Source organism: Antrihabitans cavernicola (assembly GCF_008297975.1).
Taxonomy (GTDB): domain Bacteria; phylum Actinomycetota; class Actinomycetes; order Mycobacteriales; family Mycobacteriaceae; genus Antrihabitans; species Antrihabitans cavernicola.
Genome location: NZ_VLNY01000003.1, coordinates 463,303 through 485,881 on the forward strand (window position 1 = coordinate 463,303; position 22,579 = coordinate 485,881).

Genomic DNA, 22,579 nt, shown 5'->3' on the forward strand with positions numbered 1-22,579 from the left:
ATCAGGTCGACGCGTATGCGGCAAGGCGTGCCGACCGTACAGCTGACCACAAGGGTCGCAGCAAGTCTTCGGAAGCCGCAGCGCCGCTTGCCGATACCGATGCGGTGGCAGGCTCGCGTTCCGCGACGGTGAGAATCGCTGCCACCCGGTCGGCACTGTCGAGAACCCGCTGCGCCCGTGCGCTCAATTCGGGTGGATAGCGGTGGCGGGCGAGGTCGGCGAGTTCGCTCTCGATCGACCGGCGCGCGTCGCCGCCGCCTCCGACCGACACCCGCTGCAGTACGCCCAGTGTTTCGGCGGCGTCACGAACGGCCTCGCGCATCGCGTACTCGGCTTCGCCGAGACCCTGCCGTTCGCCGGTGTCGGGGGAGAGTTCGACGCCGTGGACCGTCCACAGCATCGCCGCGCCGGTCAGATGCGGAACAAGGCCGCTGCCGTTGTGTCCGGGTGTACCGATGATCACACCTTCGCCTGCCTCGATCGCAGCGCCCGCGAAGTCGGTGCCGATGGGTAGTCCGCGGACGTCGCCGGGCGCGGGGAGTACCAAACGGATCGTGCTGTCCGGCGGAGTGGCAGCATCTCGGATCGCCTTGAGCAGCGTTGTGGCTCCGGCACTTTCGGGCTCGGGCCAGGAAAGACCGGTGCGTCCGGCGATGGCGGGGTCGGCGGCGCGGACGACGTGGATCGGCGCCCATTCGTGCAGGGCGTCGATGACGTCGTCGGGCGAGCTGTCACCGGTGAGCCAGGACCTGACCCACACGGCGAGAGTGGCACTGGGCGAACACATAATCGTCGAGCATATGTCGGCGTGGCGAGACGCGCGCACCGGTCCGTCTCGCCTAGCGTGATCGCCCGTGTACGAGCGAGACATTCTTTCCGGCCATCCCCGCACCCGTCGCACGCCCGCGCCTACCGTTTCCGCGGACCGCGACCTGGTTGTCGAGGACGCGGCGACCGGATTCTGCGGCGCCGTGGTGGGTTTCGAGAGGACCTACGACGGTGATTTCGTTCGACTCGAAGACGGGCAACGCCGAACTCGGCTGTTCGCGATGCGGGAGGCGTCCTTCCTGATCGACGGTAAGGCGGTGACGCTGACGCGTCCGGCCGCGAAACCGGCAACGGCCGCTGCGACTCGTTCCGCATCCGGATCCACCAAGGTCCAGGGCGTGCGAGCGCGTGTTGCGCTACCGAGCCGTATCTGGGTCGAAGGTGTGCACGATGCCGCGCTCGTGGAGCGGGTGTGGGGTCACGACCTGCGGGTCGAGGGCGTCGTCGTCGAGCACCTCGAAGGACTCGACAACTTGGGCGAGCGGCTCGTCGAGTTTCGGCCCGGCCCCGGCAGGCGGGTGGGAGTCCTTGTCGACCACTTGGTGACCGGCTCCAAGGAAACGCAGCTCACTACGGGTCTCGGCGAACACGTGCTGGTGACGGGGCATCCCTACATCGACGTGTGGGAGGCGGTTCGCCCGAAAGCCGTCGGCATCGACGCCTGGCCGAAGGTCCCGCGCGGCGAGGACTGGAAGACCGGCATCTGCACCCGGCTGGGCTGGGGGACACCGCAAGAGGGTTGGCGTCGCGTCTACTCGGCCGTCGACTCCTACAAGGATCTCGAGGCACCGCTGATCGGTGCCGTCGAGCGACTGGTGGACTTCGTTACCGAAGCCTGATCTGCACAGTCGACGAGCGCCACCACCTCGGCATCGCATCTCGCTAGAGTGGTGTTGTGGCCGCATTGATTTGGTTGGTAGCCGGGGTGCTGCTGGCCGCTGCCGAGGCCCTGACCGGGGATCTTTTTCTGCTCATGCTGGCAGGCGGCGCGCTCGGCACCGCCGGTATCGCCTCGCTGACAGATTTCCCGATCTGGCTGGACGCCATCGTGTTCGGTGTTCTGTCGATCGCGTTGCTGGTCGGCGTCCGGCCCATGCTGCTGCGACGATTCGCGGCACCGCCACCGACGGCCACCAATGTCGCTGCGCTGACCGGCAAGCACGCGCTGGTCCTCGAGGAAGTCGGCGAGCATGCGGGACAGGTGAAGTTGGACGGCGACGTGTGGACTGCGCGTCCGTTGGACGCCACCGAGAGTTATCCGGCCGGGACTACCGTGACGGTGATGAAGATCGACGGCGCCACCGCCGTTGTGTGGAAAGGGCTCTGAATGGCAGCACTCATCGTTTTGGCGGTCATCGTCGTGCTCGTGGCGATCGTGGTGTTCAAATCCGTTGCGCTGATACCGCAGGCAGAGGCCGCGGTCATCGAGCGACTCGGCAGGTACTCCAAGACCGTCTCCGGCCAGTTGACGTTCCTGATCCCGTTCGTCGACCGGATTCGAGCGAAGGTCGATCTTCGCGAGCGCGTGGTGTCCTTTCCGCCGCAGCCGGTCATCACCCAAGACAACCTGACGTTGCACATCGACACGGTCGTCTATTTTCAGGTGACCAGTCCGCAAGCCGCGGTGTACGAGATCAGCAACTACATCGCCGCTGTCGAGCAGTTGACGGTGACGACGCTGCGTAACGTGGTCGGCGGCATGACGCTGGAAGAGACTCTCACATCACGTGATTCGATCAACGGTCAGCTGCGCGGCGTGCTCGACGAAGCCACCGGTCGCTGGGGTCTGCGGGTTGCCCGCGTCGAATTGAAGAGCATCGATCCGCCTCCGTCGATTCAGGAATCGATGGAGAAGCAGATGAAGGCGGACCGCGAGAAGCGCGCCATGATCCTCAATTCCGAAGGTATTCGGGAATCGTCGATCAAGACCGCCGAGGGTGCCAAGCAAAGCCAGATTCTTGCGGCAGAGGGTTCCAAACAGGCCGCCATTCTGTCCGCCGAGGGTGAGCGGCAGTCGCGGATTCTGCGTGCACAGGGCCAGCGCGCTGCCAAGTATCTCGAGGCGCAGGGCCAGGCGAAAGCCATCGAAAAGGTTTTCGCCGCAATCAAAGCCGGCAAACCGACTCCGGAACTCCTTGCCTACCAATACCTTCAGACGTTGCCGCAGATGGCGCAGGGCGATGCCAACAAGGTGTGGCTGGTGCCGAGCGACTTCGGCGACGCGCTCAAGGGATTCGCGTCGACGCTCGGCAACAAGGGCGACGACGGCGTCTTCCGGTTCGAGCCGAGCAAGAGCGACGAGAACCTGCCGAAGCCCGAGGACGACACCGACGAGGTCGCGGACTGGTTCGACATGAAGACCGATCCGGCGATCGAACAGGCCGTTCGAGCGGCCGAGGCCGTCGCGCGAACCCCGGTCGAATCCGCCTACGACGAACTGCCGCGCCATGAGCGTCGCCCGTTGTCCGGTCAGTGGAGTGATCCGGGGCAGCTCGCTGCGCCTCGTCCTCCGGAGCCGCCGTCAGGTGAATAAGCCGGTCAGGTAAACAGGCCCCGGCCGATTCCGCCGACGGCAATCGCCCACAGCACGCTCGCAAAGGTGCCGATGATGAATTGCTCCGACGCGTGGGGTTCGCGGAGTTCGGGGTAACGCGCGAGGCCTTTCACCGCCAGCACGATCGCCATGCCCTCAGGCCACCCTGCAACGATGGCGCCTGCCACCGCGGCCCGCTCGAGGATGCCGATGATGCGGCCGCCCTGCAGCGGCCCGGTGGCTGCGACCTGTTCGCCCGCGTCCGATTGCCGTCGGGCGATGCGAAACGCTGCGGGGGCAAGCGGAATGCCGCCGAACGCGGCCGCGGCGATGGTGAGTACGGCGGTGGCGCCCAGTTCGAAGCCGGTCACCTTGTGGCTCGCTGCGGCGGTGATGGCGGCAACGCCGACCGCGATGATCGCGACGATCGGTGCAATCCACTGCGGGACCCGGCGCAGACTCAGGGGGAGTGGTGCCAGTGCCGCGATCCCCAGGAAGATCAGGGCTGTGATGCTCATCGGTTGTCCGCCTCGTTCAGGAGTCGTTCGGCAAGAGACCGTGCAGGTCCCTCGGCTTGCCATCCGGCCGTCGACAGCCGCTGTGACACGGCTTGCTTGCTGATGCCGAGCGTATCGGCGGCCTCCGACTGACTCAGTCCGCGACGCATCTGATCGACGGCGGCGTGCCCCTCGGCCGATCTTCGGCCGACCAGCATGGCGAGGAGCGTGAGGATTGCCTCTGCGTCTGCTGCCGCCTGCGTGTTCGTCCCTGCGACGGCAAGCCCGGCTGGCGCGTTCTTGGCGCGCGTCACAGCATCGCGGGCTTCTTCGAACGCTGGTCCGCGGCCCGCGCGGGTCTGGCGGGGCAGCGGCTGCTCGACGGCACCGATTCCGATTCCGATGCTCCAGTGTCCGCTCACGACCAGCCGTAATGCGATGTCGACGACAACACGCGGATCGTCGGCGACGGCCTGGACTTCGTCGCCTGCTGTGCGTTCGAACGGCCGGACCAGCGGCTCATCGGCGAGGTCGGCGAGCAGTTGCGCCACGCGGTCCACGTCTCGGCGACTGCGACGCTGGTCGATCGTCATTACGAGCATCGGTCAAGGATAAATCCTGGACTTACCAATATCAAGCCATATGACTTGACTTTAAATAATCAAGCTTCAGAACTTGTTGGTTTCGATTCGGCATCAGGTGCGTCCACCGAGAGTCGAGCGTCGACGATCAACCCGGCGACGCCGATCGCGATGCAGACTCCGGACAGCACCAGCAAGGCCGGATCGGTTCGCCCGGTCAGGGCGTCGCCGAGTACCACGATGCCGATCGTGCCGGGTATCACGCCGACGATAGTTGCCAACAGATACGGCGCCATCCGGATCGACGACACACCGCAGCAATAGTTGACCAACGAGAAGGGGACAGGGGCGATCAACCGCAACGAGCCGACAGCAAGCCACCCGCGTCGTGCGAGCCGCGTATCGATCGCCCGCACTGCGGGATGCGTGAGTCGCGATGCGAAAGCGTCTCTGCCGATAGCTCGCACGAGCAGCAACGCAAGCACCGCGCTGACGGCCGTGGCGGAGACCGCAACGATGATTCCGGTCACAGCGCCGAACAGCACGCCCGCGCTCAATGTGAACACCGTGCGCGGAAATGGAGCAACGGTGATCAGTGCGTGAGCGACGAAGAACAGTAACGGAAAGGTGGGGCCCACCGAGTCTGCCCAGCTGCGAATCTGATCCACGGAGGGATGCGGAACCAGCGCAGCCGCGACGAACAGTGCAATGCACGCGACGACGACTGCAATAAGTCTGGGGTCCCGAAGTCGCTTGCGCACAGCCGCTCAGGTTACTCGCCGGTACAGCTGGGCAGCATCTGGCCAGCCCAAACGCCCGGCTAGCATCAGGAGAACAGTGGCCGACGGAATTAGCGCTGCGTCCGAGCGAAAGTGAGACACCACCAGTGTCCGATGGTTCGAATCCCGAGGTTGCGAGCATGCCGAACGGCTACGCCGATTGGCAGCGAAGTGTGGCCGGCGTGCTCGCCAAGGCACGCAAGGTCGACGTCAGCGAACTGCCTGCCGATCCCGAGAAGTTACTCGCCGTTCGCACCTACGACGGCGCTACCGTCTCGCCGCTCTACACGGCAGGCAACGAACTCCCTGAACCCGGTCTGCCCGGTACCTTCCCTTATGTTCGTGGACGCGACGCCCATCGCGACGTCAACAGTGGCTGGTCGGTCGGCGGTCGATTCACCGATCCCGATCCGGCAACCACCAATCGGGCCATTCTCGACGGCCTCGTCAACGGTGTCAGCGCAATCTGGCTCGGCGTCGGTACGAATGGCGTTCCGGTCGGCGCGATCGGTGCCGCGCTTGCCGAAGTCCTGCTCGATCTCGCGCCGCTGACCCTCGACGCGGGTTCGGATGCAATCGATGCCGCGCACGCGGTGTTCGCACTGCTCGACGAGCGTGCGCAAGCCGGCGACGGCGTCACCGACCGAGCGAAGATCACCGTCTCGTTGGGCGCGGCCCCCCTCACCAGCGCGTTCTCGAATGCCCCGGACATCACGCTGCCCGACGCCGTTGCGCTGGCAATAGACGCTGCCGGACGTACGGAGACGGTGCGAGCAATCACCGTCGACGGCACCGCCTTTCACAACGCAGGCGCCAGCGATGCCCAGGAAGTCGGAGCGGCTGTTGCTGCCGGACTGGAGTATGTGCGGACACTGACCGAATCGGGATCGACTGCGTCCACCGCATTCCGCCAGCTCGAATTCCGTTACGCGGCAACGGACGACCAGTTCCAGAGCATCGCGAAGTTCCGGGCGGCCCGCCGCGTATGGGCGCGCATCGCCCAGGTGTGTGGTGCCTCGAACGTCGGCGGCGCACCCCAGCACGCGGTGACATCGGCGGCGATGATGACGCAGCGCGACCCCTGGGTGAACATGCTGCGCACCACGCTCGCCGCGTTCGGCGCAGGCGTCGGCGGTGCCGATGCGGTCACCGTGTTGCCGTTCGACGCCGCTGTACCGCTGGGTGGTCTGGACATCTCGAAGACGTTCGCCGCCCGCGTCGCGCGCAATACGCAGCTCCTGCTCCTCGAGGAATCGCATCTCGGCCGCGTGCTCGATCCGGGTGCCGGATCTTGGTACGTCGAGAGCCTCACCGACGACATCGCGGGCAAGGCGTGGGAGTTCTTCCAGGAGATCGAGTCCGCCGGCGGCTACACGTCGGCCGTGGAGTCCGGCGTCGTCGGCGATCGCATCGCGACCACCCGCGCAGCCCGCGAATCCGATATCGCGCATCGCAAGACGTCAGTCACCGGCATCAACGAGTTCCCGAATCTCGCAGAGAACCCGCTGCCGTCCGATGCACCGGAACGACTGGCCGGTGTGGCCCGCTACAGCGCCGCGTTCGAGGCGCTTCGCGATCGCTCCGACAAGTTCCTGGCGGACAACGGCTCTCGGCCCACGGTGCTGCTTGCCGCTCTCGGACCTGTCGCAGAACACAACGGCCGCACCACCTTTGCCGCGAATCTGCTGGCATCCGGTGGCGTCGAGGCGATCAATCCGGGCACCGTCGACGCGGAGACCATCGCCAAAGCAGTCAGCGATTCCGGCACAGCGATCGCAGTTCTCTGTGGCACGGACAAGCGCTACGGCACCGACGGTCCACAGGCTGTGCGGGCGTTGCGCGCGGCGGGCGTGACCACTGTCTTGCTGGCCGGACCGGAAAAGGCCTTCGCCGATGCAGTGAACAGTGAGGATCGCCCGGACGACTACCTGACCGCTCGAATCGATGCAGTGTCGGCCATGTCCGATCTGCTGGACTCCCTGGGGGCGAAATGACCACTCGCGAAATCAAACACACGATCGGCAGCTTCGCCGAGGTGCCGCTGGTCGATCCGTCGTCGCGGACACCGGAGCCCCCGACGGCCGAGCAGGTGCAGGCACATATCGAGGCGGGTGCGGCAGCGAACAACTACACCGCAGAACAGGTCGTGTGGTCGACACCGGAGGGCATCGACGTGAAGCCGGTGTACATCCGTGCCGATCGCGAGGCGTGCAAGGACGCCGGTTATCCGATCGATAGTTTCCCGGGCGCGGTTCCGTACCTGCGCGGGCCGTACCCGACGATGTACGTCAATCAGCCGTGGACGATTCGCCAGTACGCGGGATTCTCCACGGCCGCCGATTCCAACGCGTTCTACCGCCGCAATCTGGCCGGCGGCCAGAAGGGTCTGTCGGTCGCCTTCGACCTCGCCACCCACCGCGGCTACGACTCCGATCACCCGCGCGTGCAGGGTGACGTCGGAATGGCCGGTGTGGCAATCGATTCCATCCTGGACATGCGCCAGCTCTTCGACCACATCCCGCTCGGCAACGTCAGTGTCTCGATGACGATGAACGGCGCGGTGCTGCCGATTCTCGCCCTCTACGTGGTTGCCGCCGAGGAGCAGGGCGTCACACCCGATCAGCTCGCAGGGACCATTCAGAACGACATTCTCAAAGAGTTCATGGTCCGCAACACCTACATCTATCCGCCGAAGCCGTCGATGCGGATCATCTCCGACATCTTCGCCTACACCAGCGCGAAGATGCCGAAGTTCAACTCGATCTCCATCTCCGGTTATCACATCCAAGAGGCCGGTGCGACAGCCGATCTGGAGCTCGCGTACACCCTGGCCGACGGTGTCGAATACATTCGCGCCGGTCTGGACGCCGGGATGGACATCGACACCTTCGCGCCACGACTGTCGTTCTTCTGGGCCATCGGGATGAACTTCTTCATGGAGGTTGCCAAGCTGCGAGCAGGGCGCCTGTTGTGGAGCGAGCTGGTCGCGAAGTTCGAGCCCAAGAACACCAAATCGCTGTCCCTGCGCACACATTCGCAGACGTCGGGCTGGTCGTTGACGGCACAGGACGTGTTCAACAATGTCGCCCGCACCTGCGTCGAGGCCATGGCCGCAACCCAGGGGCACACGCAGTCGCTGCACACCAACGCGCTCGACGAGGCGCTGGCGTTGCCCACCGACTTCTCCGCTCGGATCGCCCGCAACACCCAGCTGCTGCTGCAGCAGGAATCGGGGACGACGCGTCCGATCGATCCGTGGGGTGGTTCCTACTACGTCGAGTGGCTCACCCATCAGCTCGCCGACCGGGCTCGCGCGCACATCGCCGAGGTCGAAGAGGCAGGCGGCATGGCGCAGGCTATCGACGAGGGCATTCCGAAGCTGCGCATCGAAGAGGCGGCCGCGCGCACGCAGGCGCGCATCGACTCCGGTCGCCAGCCCTTGGTCGGCGTCAACAAGTACGTGCCCGACGAGCTGGACAGCATCGAGGTGCTCAAGGTCGAGAACTCGAAGGTACGCAAGGAACAGCTCGAGAAGCTGAAGACGCTTCGCGCGGAACGCGATTCGGTGGCATGCGAGGCCGCGCTCGCGGAACTGACCAGGGCGGCAGCGTCTACCGAGGGCGGGAACGGGGCGAGCGGAGCGACGGGGGATGGATTGCGGAACAACCTCCTTGCCCTTGCCATCGACGCTGCTCGCGCCATGGCGACGGTCGGCGAGATCTCCGACGCGCTCGAGAAGGTCTACGGTCGCCACCAAGCCGAGATCCGTACCATCAGCGGGGTGTACCGGGACGAGGTCGGAAAGTCACAGAACGTCACCAGCGCAATGGAGTTGGTGGAGCGGTTCGCCGAGCATGACGGTCGCCGTCCCCGCATCGTCGTGGTCAAGATGGGCCAGGACGGTCACGATCGCGGGCAGAAGGTGATCTCGACTGCCTTCGCCGACATCGGCTTCGACGTGGACGTCGGCCCGCTGTTCCAGACGCCGGACGAGGTGGCCCAGCAGGCAGTGGACAACGACGTGCACGTGGTCGGAGTGTCGTCGTTGGCGGCCGGCCACCTGACGCTGGTCCCGGAACTTCGCCAGGCACTTGCCGATGCGGGACGTCCGGACATCATGGTGATCGTGGGCGGCGTGATCCCGCCCGGTGATTTCGATGCGCTCTACGAGGCGGGTGCGGCGGCGATCTACCCGCCGGGGACCGTGATCGCGGATGCGGCGGTCGGCTTGTTGGAAAAGTTGGCGGCGCAGTTGGGATACGACCTCGGGAATGGCTAAACCGGCTCTGGACATCGATGCTCTGGCCGTAGCCGTCCGCGACAACCAGCGCGCGGGGTTGGCCCGGGCGATCACTCTGGTCGAATCGAGCCGAACCGATCACCGTGAATTGGCGCAGCAGTTGCTGCTGAAGGTCATGCCCGAGCCGGTGCGCGCGGGGGAGCCGCCGCGGTCGCATCGTGTCGGCATCACCGGTGTGCCCGGCGTCGGGAAGTCGACCTTCATCGAGGCCCTCGGCATGCGCCTGATCGGGCAAGGTCATCGGGTTGCGGTGCTGGCCGTCGATCCGTCGTCGACCCGGACTGGCGGTTCGATTCTCGGCGACAAGACACGAATGCCGCGACTTGCCGTCGAGCGTGACGCATACATCAGGCCGTCACCGACCTCGGGAACGCTCGGCGGTGTCGCCAAGGCCACTCGTGAGACGATGCTGCTGCTCGAGGCCGCAGGCTACGACGTGATCCTCGTCGAGACCGTTGGCGTCGGCCAGTCCGAGGTGACGGTCGCCAACATGGTCGACTGCTTCTGCTTCCTGACGCTCGCTCGTACCGGAGATCAGTTGCAGGGCATCAAGAAAGGTGTGCTCGAGCTGGCCGACGTGGTAGCCGTGAACAAGGCCGACGGCAAGTACGAGCGCGAAGCGCGCACCGCAGCAAGAGAATTGGCGGGTGCGCTGCGCCTGATCTATCCGCACGACGCAATCTGGAAGCCGTCGGTTCTGACGATGAGCGCGTTGGAAGGCTCGGGATTGGACGAGTTCTGGGACACGGTGCTGCGACATCAGCAGGTGCTGTCCGATGCGGGCGAGTTCGACGAGAAGCGCGCCACTCAGCAGGTCGACTGGACGTGGACGATGGTGCACGAGCAACTGCTGCGCAGGCTATCGGAGAACTCGAAGGTGAAGGCCGTTCGAGGCCGAATCGAGCAAGAGGTGCGAGATGGCACCCTTACAGCGGCGCTGGCCGCCAAGCAGATCCTCGAAACGTTCGATACGACAGCGGAACTGGACTGATCAGTGTCCGATCGAGAACATGCGTGCGGCGTTTCCGTAGACGACCGCGCGTAGCCAGTCGTCACCGAGATCGAGTCTGGTGAGCGCTGCCAGCGCCTCCGCGTAGGTGAACGGAATGTTCGGAAAGTCGCTGCCCCACAGGATGCGATCGCCAAGCGCCTGCAGCCGCGGCAACTCGTGGACCGGGAACGGATCGGTCTCTTCGCTGAAGTCGGTGAAGGCCAACGTCGTGTCCAAATGCACACCCGGATACTCCTCGACCAGATCGAGGAAACTCGAGTAGTCCGGCATGCCCATGTGGGCGACGATCAGGTTCAGCCGAGGATGGCGCTCCAGCACGTCGCGCATCGCCTCGGGGCCGGTGAAAGCGCCGGGCGCAGGCGCGGACCCGCAATGGATGACCGTGGGTATCGCACTGTCCTCCAACAACTTCCACACCGGGTGCAGCAGGGGATCGTTGGGGTGGTAGTCGCCGACCTGGACATGCGATTTGAACACCTTGGTGCCGCGTTCGATCGCGTACTCGACGTAGCTTGCCGCGTGCGGTTCGGGGAAAAACGTTCCGGTGTGCAGGCAGTCGGGTGTGCGCTCGGCGAAGTCGGCCGTCCACTCGTTGAGCCACGCGGCCATGTCCGCCTTGTGCGGGTAGACCAGTGAGGTGAAAGCGCGAACTCCGAAGCCGCGCAAGGTATCGAGTCGCGTCTGCTCGTCGGCGCGATATTCGATCGGCCACTCTCGTCCGGTCAACGGACCTGCGGAGTCGAAGTATTCCCACACCTTGTGCATGACGCGGTCGGGCATGAAATGGGTGTGCACATCGATCAGGCCGGGCAATCCGAGCTTGGTCCAGAACTCGGTGACCCAGGCATCTTCGTCGATCACGAGGCGTCCTCCGAGTTCGGTGGGTACAGCTCGCCTGCAAAGGATCCGACGCGCTCGATCAGCAGATCGAAGAACGCGGCCGGATCGGTCTGCGATGCGATGTCGACGTTCGGCTCGCGACCCCACATGCCGGCGAGGTCGGCGACTGTCATGCCGCGGGTCAGCGTGCCGGTCAGTTCGACGTCCACGGTTGCGGGCTTCGTGCGAACAAGCGACGGGTCGAGTGCTACGGCCGCCGCAAACGGATCGTGCATGTGCGACAGGAATCCCTGATCGTGATCGCGGTGGAACTCCATGTAGAAGCGCACTGCATCGGAGAGTTGGCGGATCAGCGGATTGCTCGCACGCGAGCGAACGGTCGCGTCCTCGTCGACCGAGATCGTCTCGGCCGGAACGCTTCCGGCGCGCCGAGCCAGGCGTTCGAGATGCTCCGACTTCATTTCGATGGTTTCGGTGATGTCGAGCGAGCAGACGATCGGCCTTCGATCCGCCGGTGCCGCCGAGAACGCGTCGAACACGATCTTCGCTGCCTCGGGGTCCACCGAGATGTTCCACTCCGTGGTCGGCTTGGTGTTACCCGCGTAGTTGAACGCGCCACCCATGATCACCAGGCGCTTCAGCAACTGGGGGAGCGCTGGCTCCTTGCGCAACGCGAGCGCCAGGTTGGTGAGCGGGCCGGTGACCAGCCCGACGGCGTCGCCGGGATGCTTGCGGGCCAGGTCGACCCACATGTCGCTGGCCGATCGCGTCGACAGTGGACGCGCGGATGGCGGAAGCTCGGCGTACCCGATGCCGTGCGGACCATGCGTGTCTTCCGTGGTGACGAGCGGAATCACCAAGGGGAGCGTGGATCCGACGGCTACTTCGATGTCGGGCGCTCGGCAGAGGTCGAGCCAGCCGAGGTTGTTCGCGGCGACCCGATCGACGCCTACGTTTCCAGCCGTGGACGCGATGCCGAGGATCTCGGCGTCCGGGCTGGCGAGCAGGAAGACGAGTGCCAACGAATCGTCGATACCCGTGTCGACGTCGACGATCACACGCTGCGGCATGTCTGTGATCCTGCCTGTTGCTTTCTTCGACGGCCCTGCGGGGTCGCCGATCAGAACCAGGTGAGTGTCACCGCACCGGTAGCGGGGTACCAGAGCAGCGCGCTCAGTCGAGCGATCGCCCCGTCGGTGTGCTCGGCTATCCCGCCGGCATTCGCTATCTCCTGCAACGCAATCTGGCCGAGGTAGGCGGATCCCAGTGTGCTCATGTCCAGTGTCAGGTCGGCAGCACCGTCGGTCGCGGCGACCCGACCGGTGCCGGAGGCATCGACGTGGAGGGCGAACGTGCCGCCGGCGAGGCCGCTGGGATCGAGCACGTCGAGCACAACGGTTCCTGCGGTCGCGTATCGGCGTGCCTCCAACGCGGCGACGACGTCCAGGATGCGTATCCAGCCGAAGTCGGCGCGCTCGGACTGGCGGGCACCGCGCCGATCGGACAGCAGCCACGGCAGTGGCTCGGAAACCGGACGATCACCAGCGGTCAGCGTTGACGTCAGGTCGATCGATGCCAAGAACGCCCAGAGCCGAGCGTAGGCGGCGGGCGTGGTCGCTGCCAGATCGTGGACCGTCAGTTCGGAGGTATCGACCCGTTGTGTGCTGCTCTCCTTGACGTTGTATCGCGCGTACCCGACGGCCGTTTTCGTTTCGTCGCGAACGACGATCGTGTAGCGCGGGCCCTTTCGGTCGTCCGACAGGTCTGCGAGACCGAGCGTCCCGTCCCACCACACGCCATCTCGGGCGATGGCACCGGGCGCCCCACGGTATGCGGCGTCGTACACATCGGGCGCGATCGTGCGGAGCTCCCGATCGTCGCCGAGTTCGACGGTGAGCGAGGCGGATTCGTCGGACAACTGAAACAGTGCTGGGTCGGCGTCGACGGTCCACCGCGCATGCTCGACGGCTGCACCGAAACCGAATCGGCCGTAGATCGGTGCTGCGGCCGCGATCAAATAGGCCACGGCTGTGCCGGACTCCTTGGCGCGCAAAAGGTCAGGCCGAATCATGGCGGTGAGCAGTCCCATCCTGCGATGGGTGGGTGACACGGTGACGGTGCTGATCAGATCCGCTGTCAGGGTCGCGCCGGGGACAGCGAGCTGGTCGTCCCAGCAACGGTACGTCGCGACGATCTTGCCGTCGGACCATGCCGCTGTCAGCCGCTGACTCTCGTAGAGCGCGTTGCGCCACACCGCGTCCGGAGGCGAATCTGGAATCGGGTCCGCATGGAACTGGCGCGATGCCACCAATCGGAACTCGGTGTAGTCCTCGGCGGGCACCGGTGCGACGTCGAGCGGTCTGGTTTCGGCCATCGATCGAAGGTAACCGGATCAGTGGGCCATGCGCGAGGAAATATGCGTCGACGACGATCCGCGGCTTCGCAGCACGCCGTAGCCGATCCACGAAATCACCACGGAGACAGCGACAAGGAGACGAATGAGCCCCAACGCGCTCTCCGGATAGATCACCCCCGTTATGTAGTGCGCGATGAAACCGCTGGGCGGCAAACCCTGATCACCGGCGCGATGCCGCGCCCAGTTCTCCAAAAAAGTAAGGGGGCAGTCGATCCCGAACAGAATGGTGCTGAAGCCCCAGGTGAAAGCGGCGACATGCAGATAGATGGTTCGTGGCCAGCGCCACGCAATGAAGCCGCCGACCACCACGTATGCAACGAACGCAAAATGCACAACAGCCGTCGTGTCCGCGAGTATTCGATACAGCATGGTCGCCTCCTACCAGGCCCAGGTGTGCACGGGTTCGCCCTCGTGCATGTGCGTCACGTAGTCGCCGAGCATTCCGGCCAGTGCGCGCTCGCGAGTGTCACCGGCACGCTCGCGCGCGACGACCGCTTCGCGCTGCCAGCCTGATCCGGATCGTTGATTCACGCACCGTCCCTCGATCACGCCGAGGTAGCGATCGCGAACCTCCGCGCTCACTCCGAACGCTTCCAATCCCGCGTCCGCCATCGGTAACAGCCTGCGCAGCACCAGTTCCTGCGGACTGACCCAGCCGACCTCCGGCCAGTACAGGCGACTGTCGAATCCGCTGCGCGCACCGGAGTGCAGGTTCTCTTCGGCTGCGTCGAACGACATCTGCGACCACAGCGGGCGGTCGGCGTCGACGAAGGAGCGCAAGGTTCCGTAGTAGAACGCGGCGTCCGCGAGGGTGTCGATGATGGACGGACCCGCTGCGAGGACTCGATTTTCGAGTCGTAGGTGATAGCGGTCGTTGGCGATGTCGTAGATCGGGCGATTCCAGCGGTACACGGTTCCGTTGTGCAGCTTCAATTCCGACAGCGACGGAGCCTCGCCGTTGGCCAGCATCGCCATCGGATCTTCGTCGGTGCACACTGGCAGCAGGGCCGGGAAGTAGCGCGAGTTCTCTTCGAACAGGTCGAATATCGAGGTGATCCAGCGTTCTCCGAACCACACTCGCGGACGCACACCCTGGTTCTTGAGTTCTTGCGGGCGAGTGTCGGTGGCTTGCTCGAACATGGGGATACGGGTCTCGTGCCACAGCGCGCGGCCCGCGAGAAACGGCGAATTCGCAGAGAGGGCCACCTGCACGCCGGCCAACGCCTGCGCGGCATTCCAATGTGCGGCAAAGGTTTCCGGTGCCACCTGCAGATGCAGCTGAACCGAGGTGCATGCGGCTTCCGGAAGAATCGTGTCGCAAATGGTCGACAGTTCCTCGGTGTCGGCGCTGCCCGGCAACGGTACTCCCGACATCTGCAGCTCGATGTCTTCGCCGCGGGCGGCGAAGATCTGCTGATTGAGCAGGTCGTAGCGGGGGTTCGCCGAGATCCACCGATGCTCGAAATGTTCCTCGCGCAGGGTCGGAAGCATGCCGATCATCGCGAGCCGGGCGCCCACCGATCTGGCGCGGGCGTCGGCGGAATCCAGCGACGTACGCAGGTCGCGTTCGAGTTGACGGATGTGGTCGTCGCGCAACGGGCGCGGGGCGACGTTGATCTCGATGTTGAACTGACTGAGTTCGGTTTGAAAGGTGTGTTCGGGGTGCTGCGCAGGCTCCGCACCGGCCGGATCCGCGATCGCTTCGAGCACCTCGGCGTTGGCCATCGCCGGTTGCATGTCGTCATCGACGATGTTGAGCTCGATTTCCATGCCGATCCGCGGCTCGGAGACCTCGAACTGGCCATCGGCGAGCATCGCGGCAAGTGCGTCGAGACAGTCGTGCACCTTGGCGCGGAAATTCTGCCTGTCTTTCCGCGTGAACTTGCGATGCTCCACATCGTCGCCCATGACGAAAGGCTACGTCCGGAGCGGCGCGATCGCCCAGTAGTTCGGACTACCAGGGCGAGGGTGCGTAGTCCTTGAGGAAACAGCCGTGCAGATCGATACCCTGCTCGCCCTGAACGATCGGGTCGTACACGCGCGCTGCACCGTCGACCAGGTCGAGCGGAGCGTGAAATCCCTCGTCGGCCAAGCGCATCTTGGTGGGGTGCGGACGTTCGTCGGTGATCCAGCCGGTGTCGACGGCGGTCATCAGAATGCCGTCGGCTTCCAGCATTTCCTTGGCACTGGTGCGGGTCAGCATATTCAACGCGGCCTTGGCCATATTGGTATGCGGATGCCCTGGACCCTTGTACGCCCTGCCGAACTGGCCCTCCATGGCGGAGACGTTGACGATGTACTTCCGATGGGCGTGCGCTGCCGCCATCGCCGGACGCAGCCGCGACACCAGAATGAACGGCGCCACGGAATTGCAGAGCTGCACCTCGAGCAGTTCCACCGGATCGACTTCGCCGACCGTCTGCACCCAACTGTTGCTGTGCGCCAGATCGGGAACCAACCCGCCGGCGTCGATCGCGATGCCCTGTGAAATCCGTTGCGGGGTAGCCGAACCGGCCACGAGTGCCAGTTCGCTGACCGACTGCGCGAGCGTGGTCGGCAGCGAACTCGTCAGTGTCGACGGGTGCGCCTGCATGGTCTTGCCGAACGTGAGCACCTCGGGCAGGGTGCCCACGGGGAGTGGACCACTCTCGGCGTCGACGAGCGCACTGTACGAGCCGGCCGAGCGTCGCACGGTCTGTGCGGCGTTGTTGATCAGAATGTCCAACGGTCCTTGTTGCGCAACGGAATCCGCAAGCGCGACCACCTGCGCCGGATCTCGCAGGTCGATGCCGACCACCTGTAGCCGGTGGATCCAGTCGGCGCTGTCCTCCATCGCCTTGAAGCGTCGGATGGCGTCGTTGGGGAATCGGGTGGTGATGGTGAGGTGCGCCCCGTCGCGCAGCAGACGAAGGGCGATGTACATGCCGATCTTGGCGCGGCCGCCGGTGAGCAGTGCCCGTTTGCCGCTGAGATCTGTCCGCGCGTCGCGCTTGGAGCGACTCAAGGCTGCGCAGTCCGGGCAGAGCTGGTGATAGAACGCGTCGACATGGGTATACCGGGTCTTGCAGATATAGCAGGGGCGAGGCCGTATCAATGTGCCCGCGGATGCGCCGACGGCGTTCGACGTGAGCGCGATCCCCGCCGTTTCGTCGTCGATTCGGTCGGGTGATCCGGTCGCGGTAGCTTCGACCACCGCGCGGTCGGCGGCGCTGACCTGATCGCGAGCCTGAATGCGGCGCCGCTTCTTCAACTTTTTGAACAGGTGACCCACTTCGCGCTGCACGGTCATCGAATCGGGATGGTCGGCATCGAGGTCACCGGCAAGGCCGAGGACGCGCAAGCAGGTCGCGAGATCGTCCGGAGAGATGGACGACGGGGGCGGACTGGCGGTGGTCTCGGACATGGGCGTGCGGTTCATTCCTCGGTATTTTGGATGAATTCTCGGTCGACACATTCTCTCATCTGCGCGATGGTCCCGATTTCACCGCGACCGGGGCGCATGTTCGGCCGTAATCTTGGGTAATACATGCTGGTAGGAACGCCGCCCTGAGATCGGAGACAACATGACCGATGTACGACGCACGTTCACGGTGAATCAGTCACGCGAGAAAGTGGTCGCTTTTTTGCAGGACTTTTCCAATGCGGAGGCATGGGATCCCGGCACTGTCAATTGCGCCCGTGTGGGCGCGGGCCCGCTGCGGGTCGGGGCGCGGTGGCACAACGTCTCGAAGTTTCGGGGTCGCACCACCGAACTGGACTACGAACTGGTCAGATCCGAGCCGGGACGGCTGACGTTCGTGGGGGAGAACAAGACGGTGACTTCCACCGACGATCTGACGTTTGCCGAGGTGGCCGAGGGCACCGCGATCGGTTACCACGCACATTTCGAGTGGCACGGACTCGTGAAGCTGGCCGCGCCGTTCGTGAAGGGGGCGATCGAAGAACTCGGCGATCCGACCGTCGCACAGATGAAGTCGGTGCTCGAGAGTCTGCCCTGACTCAACCGCGGGTGTCGGGCGCCCGTTGTTGACACTCTGCCAATAAGCTGTCACGCTTTCGACAAGCAGTCGAGAGTGGAGGCAGTCAGTGGCCGTACGTGCAGCGTGGAGCGATGACGAGGTCGAGGCAGTTCGCGACCTCGCGAAGAATTTCTTCGAGAAGGACGTGGTGCCGCACGCGGAACGCTTCGTCGAGCAGGGTCACCCCGATCGCAAGTTGTACAACCGCGCAGGTGAGCTCGGCTTGCTCTGCACGGCGGTACCGGAGGAGTTCGGTGGTGGCGGCGGCACGTTCGCGCACGAGGCCGCCATCATCGAAGAGCAGATGTATGCAGGCGAGGGTGCCTTGGGCATGGCCGTCCACAGCTCGATCATCGCGCCCTACATCCAGCATTTCGGGTCCGACGAGCTGAAGAAGCGCATCCTGCCGAAGGCCGCCAGCGGTGAGATCGTGCTGTCGATCGGTATGACCGAGCCCAGCACCGGCTCCGATCTGCAGAACATCAAGACCCGAGCCGTGCGTGAAGGCGACGAGTACGTCATCACCGGCTCCAAGATATTCATCACCAACGGCTGGCTCTGCGACGCGATCATCATCGCGTGCAAGACCGACCCCACCAAGGGCGCTGCAGGCGTCTCGTTGATTCTGGCCGAGGTCGACGACGACACGCCCGGCTTCAAGCGTGGACGCATCCTGTCGAAGATCGGTGGCAAGGGTCAGGACACGGCCGAGCTGTTCTTCGATGGACTTCGCGTTCCGGTCGGCAACCTGATCGGTGAGGTCGAGGGCCAGGGCTTCTACCAATTGATGCAGATGCTTGCCCAGGAGCGCTTGGTCACCGCCGTGATGGCTGTTCCGATGATGGAGCGGGCCGTCGCCTTGACGGTCGAGTACACCAAGGGTCGCGACGCATTCGGCAAGCCGCTGTTCGCGTTGCAGAACACCAAGTTCGAGCTTGCCGAATGCGCGACGCTGGCAAAGGTCGGCCGTACGTTCCTCGACGACTGCATCACCAAACACCTTGCGGGCGAACTGGACGGCGCGACAGCGTCGATGGCGAAGTACTGGCTGACCGATCAGCTGAGCGTCGTCGCCGACCGGTGCCTGCAGCTCTTCGGTGGCTACGGCTACATGACCGAGTATCCGATCTCGGAGATCTACGCGTGGGCTCGCGTACTGCGCATTCTGGCTGGTAGTAACGAGATCATGAAAGACCTTGTCGCGCGGTCGCTGTGAGTGTTGCCGAGCAAAGCCCACGCCGCCGCCTCGAACCCGACGAGCGACGCGAGCAGATTCTTGCCTGCGCAATGCGGATGTTCGGCGAACGCCCGTACGCAGCGGTGTCGACGACCGACCTGGCGAAGGAGGCCGGAGTCGCGCGCGGGTTGATCAACCACTACTTCGGAACCAAGCGCGACCTGTACCTCGCTGTCGTGGAAAAGGTCGCGATGGTTCCGGATGTCGAGAGGTCCGAAACCCCATCCGGGTCCACGGCGGAACGCGCGGCGATCGCCGTCGACTGGCTGCTCGGCGTCGTAGATCAACTCGGCCGGACGTGGGTTGCTGTGATGGGTGCGGAGGGTATCGGTGACGATCCTGAGGTGGCGCGGATCCTCGACGACGCCGATGACGCGGCTGCGGAACGCGTGCTCGACATCGTGGGTGTCACGGGTGGCGATCATCGCGCCGAGCTTCGTGCCATGGTCCGCGCGTACGGCGGCATGGCAAAATCCGCTGGGCGGGAATGGGTTACGCGTGAGGCCTTGACACGTGAGCAGGTACGGATGTTGCTCACCGACTCGCTGGTCACCCTCGTCGAAGAAACGTTCCCGCGCGTGGTCGGCCGCTGAGCGTTACTCGCCCTTCCATTCGGGCGTGCGCTTCTCGGCAAATGCCCGCGGCCCTTCGCGTGCGTCCTTGCTCGCGAAGACGGGACCGCCTTCGCTCATGTTCATCGACCAGATGTCGTCGTGCCATTCCGATCCGAATTCGGCGCTGCGGTACATGATTCGCTTGCTCGCCCGCACCGACAGCGGCGCGTTCGCCGCGATGGTCTGGGCCAACTCCATCGCGACCTGGACCACCTGATCGGGTGGGACGACGCGGTTGACCATGCCCCAGCGGGCAGCGGTCGCGGCGTCGATCGGCTCACCGGTCAGTGCGACCTCGAGCGCCAACTTCAGCGGAATCTGACTCGGCAGCCGAATCAGCCCACCCGCCAACGCGATCAATCCGCGTTTGACCTCCGGGAGTCCGAACTTCGCCTCCTCGCTCACGACGATCAGGTCGCAGGCCAGGGCTATCTCGGTGCCACCGCCCAAAGCGAATCCGTTGACCGCGGCGATCAACGGCTTGTCGATGAAGTGGCGCACCAGTCCGGCGAATCCCCATTCGGGATGGTCGGGGTCGAAGATGGCTTCACCCTTGGCAATTGCCTTCAAGTCGGCTCCGGCCGAGAACGCGCGGCCGGCACCGGTGATGACCCCGACGCGTAAATCGTTGTCGTTGTTCAGTTCTTCGACTGCTCCACCGAGCGCGACAGTGAGCGCCGAGTTGACCGCGTTCATCGAATCCGGGCGGTTGAGCGTGATGAGCGCGACGTTGCCGACTCGCTCGACTGTCACTACGGGTTCGGTCACGGTGTCAATCCTTTACGGTGTCGGTCTTCTTGGCTCTGCTCGGTGCCACGCGTGGTGGTTCGTTCGGCATCTTCGGGTACACCGGCGGCCACGGTGCGTCCATCAGCCCGTCGGCCATGTCCTTTGCCGACATCTCCAGCAGGGTCGTGATGGATTGCGGCTCGTCGTTGACATCGGCCCACGGATTGCCCTGTGCGGCAACCCGATCGGCCACGGTGTCGATCGTCAATGTGTCGGGATCGATGGTCGGGAGCTCGTCCCACGTGATCGGCGTCGACACCTGGGCGCCGACGCGTGGCCGGATGCACCACGCTCCGAACACTGTTTTGTGCGGCGCATTCTGATTGAAGTCGACGAACACCCGCTTACCGCGCTCTTCCTTCCACCACTTGGCGGTGATCAGGTCGGGGTGGCGGCGTTCGAGTTCGCGCGCGAAAGCGACCGCCGCGGCGCGCACCTCGAAGCCGTCCCATTTCGACTCCAGGGTCACGTAGATGTGCAGGCCGCGAGAGCCGGATGTCTTGATGTGCGATGCCATGCCGAGTTCGTCGAAGAACTCCTTGGTGGCGACGGCGCCCTCACGTAGCTGATCGAAACCGATGCCGGGGGAGGGGTCGAGGTCGATACGGAGCTCGTCGGTGAACTCCTGGGTGGCAGCATGGTACGGCCAGACGTGAAAACCTATGCAGCCCAGATTCACTGCCCATGCGATGTGCGCAAGATCGGCGGCGACCAGCGCGTCGCTGGTGGTGCCGTTGGGTGTCGAGACGACGGTGGTCTGTAGCCAGTCGGGGGCGGACTTGGGGACGCGCTTCTGGAAGAAGGACTTGCCTGCGGCGCCTTCCGGATAACGTTCGAGCAGCAGCGGCCGCCCGCCCAACGCGGTGAGCAGCGGGCCGGAGATGGACTCGTAGAAGCGAACCACGTCGAGCTTGGTGTGTCCGGTCTTGGCGAAGTACACCTTGTCGGGGTTGGTGATGGTGACCTCGGTGCCGTCGAGATCGAGGGTGACGCCGTCACTCATGACTTCTCCTGCTCGTCGAAGATGGTGGCGAGCTCGGCGGGTGCAACCTCGTCGAGCTGTGCGTAGGTACACGATTCTGGCTGTCGATCCGGTCTGAAGCGAACCAGCCTGCCGCCGTGGCGAAATCGGCCCGATTGCACATGTTCGTAGCGCACCTCGGCGACCAGCTCGGTGCGCAGTGCCTGCCACGACAGATCCTTGCCGCCACTCCAGCGGCTGAGTCCGCCGGGCATCTTGCCGTCCGAATCGGCGTGTGCCTCAGCCCATTCTCGCCAGGGATGGTTGTCGAGAGCGTGCTCGCGCAGCGGAGCCAACTCGGTGACGAGTTCTCGTCGCCGGGCTGCGGTGAAACTGCTGGCCACGCCGACATGATTGAGGCGACGCTGATCGTCGAACAAACCGAGCAGCAGCGAGCCGACGCCCTCGCCGTCCTTGTGCCAGCGAAATCCTGCCACCACGCAGTCGGCTGTGCGTTCGTGTTTGATCTTCACCATGACGCGCTTGTCCTGCTGATACGGCTGGTCGCCCGCCTTGGCCATCACGCCGTCGAAGCCCGCGCCCTCGAATCGGTCGAACCAGTCTTCGGCGACGTCAGGATCGTCGGTCACCGGCGTCAGATGGACGCGACCGAACTTCGCGTCGATCGACGATTCCAACCGGCGCCTCCGTTCCACGAACGGTTCGACCGTCAGGTCCTCGTCGCCCAGCGCCAACAGGTCGAACGCGACGAAGCTGGCGGGCGTCTCCTTCGCGAGCTTGTTCACCCGCGATGCCGCCGGATGAAGGCGTTGTTGAAGGGTGTCGAAATCGAGGCCGGTGCCCGTCACCATGACGATCTCACCGTCGACCACGCAGCGCTGCGGCAACGCATCGCGCAACAGTTCCACCAGCTCGGGAAAATATCGCGTCAACGGCCTGTCGTTGCGAGAGCCCAACTCGAGCTCGTCCCCGTCACGAAACACTATGCAACGAAACCCGTCCCACTTGGGTTCGAACAGCAATCCGGGGGTGCGCGGCACGCTCGGTGCAGATTTTGCGAGCATCGGCTTCACCGGCGGCATCACGGGCAGATCCACCACTCGAGCCTAGAGGCAAACTGGCTCGAACATCGGGAGGTTGCCGCAGCCGGTA

At 64.7% G+C, this 22,579-nt stretch carries 22 protein-coding genes; 9 read left to right on the forward strand and 13 right to left on the reverse strand.

Features of this window, described 5'->3' with window-relative positions:
- Position 1: 1 nt before the first annotated feature.
- Positions 2–787, reverse strand: a complete 786-nt coding sequence (locus FOY51_RS09400) for an Rv1486c family protein (RefSeq protein WP_149429938.1) — start codon at positions 785–787, stop codon at positions 2–4.
- 67 nt (positions 788–854) lie between these two features.
- On the opposite strand from FOY51_RS09400, the gene FOY51_RS09405 reads away from it, so the two are divergent.
- Genes FOY51_RS09405 through FOY51_RS09415 form a run of 3 tightly spaced genes read left to right on the forward strand, consistent with a single transcriptional unit; the run spans position 855 to position 3,361 of the window.
- Complete coding sequence (locus FOY51_RS09405; RefSeq protein ID WP_149429939.1) at positions 855–1,667, forward strand: DUF3097 domain-containing protein; 813 nt, start codon at positions 855–857, stop codon at positions 1,665–1,667.
- A gap of 56 nt (positions 1,668–1,723) precedes the next feature.
- Positions 1,724–2,155 carry an NfeD family protein gene (locus FOY51_RS09410; protein ID WP_149429940.1) on the forward strand — a complete coding sequence of 144 codons (432 nt, stop codon included), beginning with the start codon at positions 1,724–1,726 and terminating at the stop codon, positions 2,153–2,155.
- The gene (locus FOY51_RS09415; RefSeq protein ID WP_149429941.1) at positions 2,156–3,361 is read left to right on the forward strand and encodes an SPFH domain-containing protein; all 1,206 of its coding nucleotides are present in this window, start codon (positions 2,156–2,158) and stop codon (positions 3,359–3,361) included.
- Between the two features lie 5 nt (positions 3,362–3,366).
- On the opposite strand, the gene FOY51_RS09420 is transcribed toward FOY51_RS09415, so the two are convergent.
- From FOY51_RS09420 to FOY51_RS09430, 3 genes are read right to left on the reverse strand one after another with little or no spacing between them, the layout of a single operon-like run.
- Positions 3,367–3,879, reverse strand: coding sequence for a hypothetical protein (locus FOY51_RS09420; protein WP_149429942.1), 513 nt, complete (start codon positions 3,877–3,879; stop codon positions 3,367–3,369).
- Positions 3,876–4,460, reverse strand: coding sequence for a hypothetical protein (locus FOY51_RS09425; protein ID WP_149429943.1), 585 nt, complete (start codon positions 4,458–4,460; stop codon positions 3,876–3,878). Before FOY51_RS09425 ends, FOY51_RS09420 begins: the two co-directional genes overlap by 4 nt.
- Positions 4,461–4,519: 59 nt before the next feature.
- Positions 4,520–5,200, reverse strand: a complete 681-nt coding sequence (locus FOY51_RS09430; RefSeq protein ID WP_149429944.1) for a TVP38/TMEM64 family protein — start codon at positions 5,198–5,200, stop codon at positions 4,520–4,522.
- A 158-nt stretch (positions 5,201–5,358) separates the two neighbouring features.
- On the opposite strand from FOY51_RS09430, the gene mutA reads away from it, so the two are divergent.
- From mutA to meaB, 3 genes are read left to right on the forward strand one after another with little or no spacing between them, the layout of a single operon-like run.
- Positions 5,359–7,212 carry a methylmalonyl-CoA mutase small subunit gene (gene mutA / locus FOY51_RS09435; RefSeq protein ID WP_149429945.1) on the forward strand — a complete coding sequence of 618 codons (1,854 nt, stop codon included), beginning with the start codon at positions 5,359–5,361 and terminating at the stop codon, positions 7,210–7,212.
- Positions 7,209–9,497 carry a methylmalonyl-CoA mutase gene (scpA, locus tag FOY51_RS09440; RefSeq protein WP_149429946.1) on the forward strand — a complete coding sequence of 763 codons (2,289 nt, stop codon included), beginning with the start codon at positions 7,209–7,211 and terminating at the stop codon, positions 9,495–9,497. The genes mutA and scpA overlap by 4 nt, the downstream gene beginning before the upstream one ends.
- A complete protein-coding gene (gene meaB / locus FOY51_RS09445) occupies positions 9,490–10,509 on the forward strand; it encodes a methylmalonyl Co-A mutase-associated GTPase MeaB (RefSeq protein ID WP_149429947.1) in 1,020 nt (339 codons plus the stop codon). The genes scpA and meaB overlap by 8 nt, the downstream gene beginning before the upstream one ends.
- Here meaB and FOY51_RS09450 read toward each other — a convergent pair whose 3' ends face one another.
- Genes FOY51_RS09450 through FOY51_RS09475 form a run of 6 tightly spaced genes read right to left on the reverse strand, consistent with a single transcriptional unit; the run spans position 10,510 to position 17,189 of the window.
- Entirely contained in the window at positions 10,510–11,388 is an 879-nt protein-coding gene (locus FOY51_RS09450; RefSeq protein WP_149430053.1) for an amidohydrolase family protein, read from the reverse strand.
- Positions 11,388–12,440, reverse strand: a complete 1,053-nt coding sequence (locus FOY51_RS09455) for a nucleoside hydrolase (protein ID WP_149429948.1) — start codon at positions 12,438–12,440, stop codon at positions 11,388–11,390. The genes FOY51_RS09450 and FOY51_RS09455 overlap by 1 nt, the downstream gene beginning before the upstream one ends.
- 50 nt (positions 12,441–12,490) lie before the next feature.
- Positions 12,491–13,744 (reverse strand): GNAT family N-acetyltransferase, encoded by a 1,254-nt coding sequence (locus FOY51_RS09460; RefSeq protein WP_149429949.1) that lies wholly within the window; start codon positions 13,742–13,744, stop codon positions 12,491–12,493.
- 18 nt (positions 13,745–13,762) lie between these two features.
- Positions 13,763–14,155, reverse strand: a complete 393-nt coding sequence (locus FOY51_RS09465) for a DUF2784 domain-containing protein (protein ID WP_149429950.1) — start codon at positions 14,153–14,155, stop codon at positions 13,763–13,765.
- 9 nt (positions 14,156–14,164) lie between these two features.
- Positions 14,165–15,694: a glutamate-cysteine ligase family protein gene (locus tag FOY51_RS09470; protein ID WP_149429951.1), complete on the reverse strand. Its 1,530-nt coding sequence runs from the start codon at positions 15,692–15,694 to the stop codon at positions 14,165–14,167.
- 46 nt (positions 15,695–15,740) lie between these two features.
- Positions 15,741–17,189 carry an SDR family NAD(P)-dependent oxidoreductase gene (locus FOY51_RS09475; RefSeq protein ID WP_149430054.1) on the reverse strand — a complete coding sequence of 483 codons (1,449 nt, stop codon included), beginning with the start codon at positions 17,187–17,189 and terminating at the stop codon, positions 15,741–15,743.
- A gap of 160 nt (positions 17,190–17,349) precedes the next feature.
- Here FOY51_RS09475 and FOY51_RS09480 point away from each other — a divergent pair, with 160 nt between their 5' ends.
- From FOY51_RS09480 to FOY51_RS09490, 3 genes are all read left to right on the forward strand, one after another.
- Positions 17,350–17,784 (forward strand): SRPBCC family protein, encoded by a 435-nt coding sequence (locus FOY51_RS09480; protein ID WP_149429952.1) that lies wholly within the window; start codon positions 17,350–17,352, stop codon positions 17,782–17,784.
- An 88-nt stretch (positions 17,785–17,872) separates the two neighbouring features.
- Complete coding sequence (locus FOY51_RS09485) at positions 17,873–19,021, forward strand: acyl-CoA dehydrogenase family protein (protein WP_149429953.1); 1,149 nt, start codon at positions 17,873–17,875, stop codon at positions 19,019–19,021.
- The gene (locus FOY51_RS09490; protein ID WP_235916211.1) at positions 19,018–19,635 is read left to right on the forward strand and encodes a TetR/AcrR family transcriptional regulator; all 618 of its coding nucleotides are present in this window, start codon (positions 19,018–19,020) and stop codon (positions 19,633–19,635) included. The genes FOY51_RS09485 and FOY51_RS09490 overlap by 4 nt, the downstream gene beginning before the upstream one ends.
- A 3-nt stretch (positions 19,636–19,638) precedes the next feature.
- On the opposite strand, the gene FOY51_RS09495 is transcribed toward FOY51_RS09490, so the two are convergent.
- From FOY51_RS09495 to FOY51_RS09505, 3 genes are read right to left on the reverse strand one after another with little or no spacing between them, the layout of a single operon-like run.
- A complete protein-coding gene (locus FOY51_RS09495) occupies positions 19,639–20,433 on the reverse strand; it encodes a crotonase/enoyl-CoA hydratase family protein (RefSeq protein WP_214633086.1) in 795 nt (264 codons plus the stop codon).
- On the reverse strand, positions 20,429–21,448 hold the full coding sequence (ligD, locus tag FOY51_RS09500; RefSeq protein ID WP_149429955.1) for a non-homologous end-joining DNA ligase: 1,020 nt from the start codon (positions 21,446–21,448) through the stop codon (positions 20,429–20,431). Before ligD ends, FOY51_RS09495 begins: the two co-directional genes overlap by 5 nt.
- Positions 21,445–22,524, reverse strand: coding sequence for an ATP-dependent DNA ligase (locus FOY51_RS09505; protein ID WP_149429956.1), 1,080 nt, complete (start codon positions 22,522–22,524; stop codon positions 21,445–21,447). Before FOY51_RS09505 ends, ligD begins: the two co-directional genes overlap by 4 nt.
- Positions 22,525–22,579 lie beyond the last annotated feature (55 nt).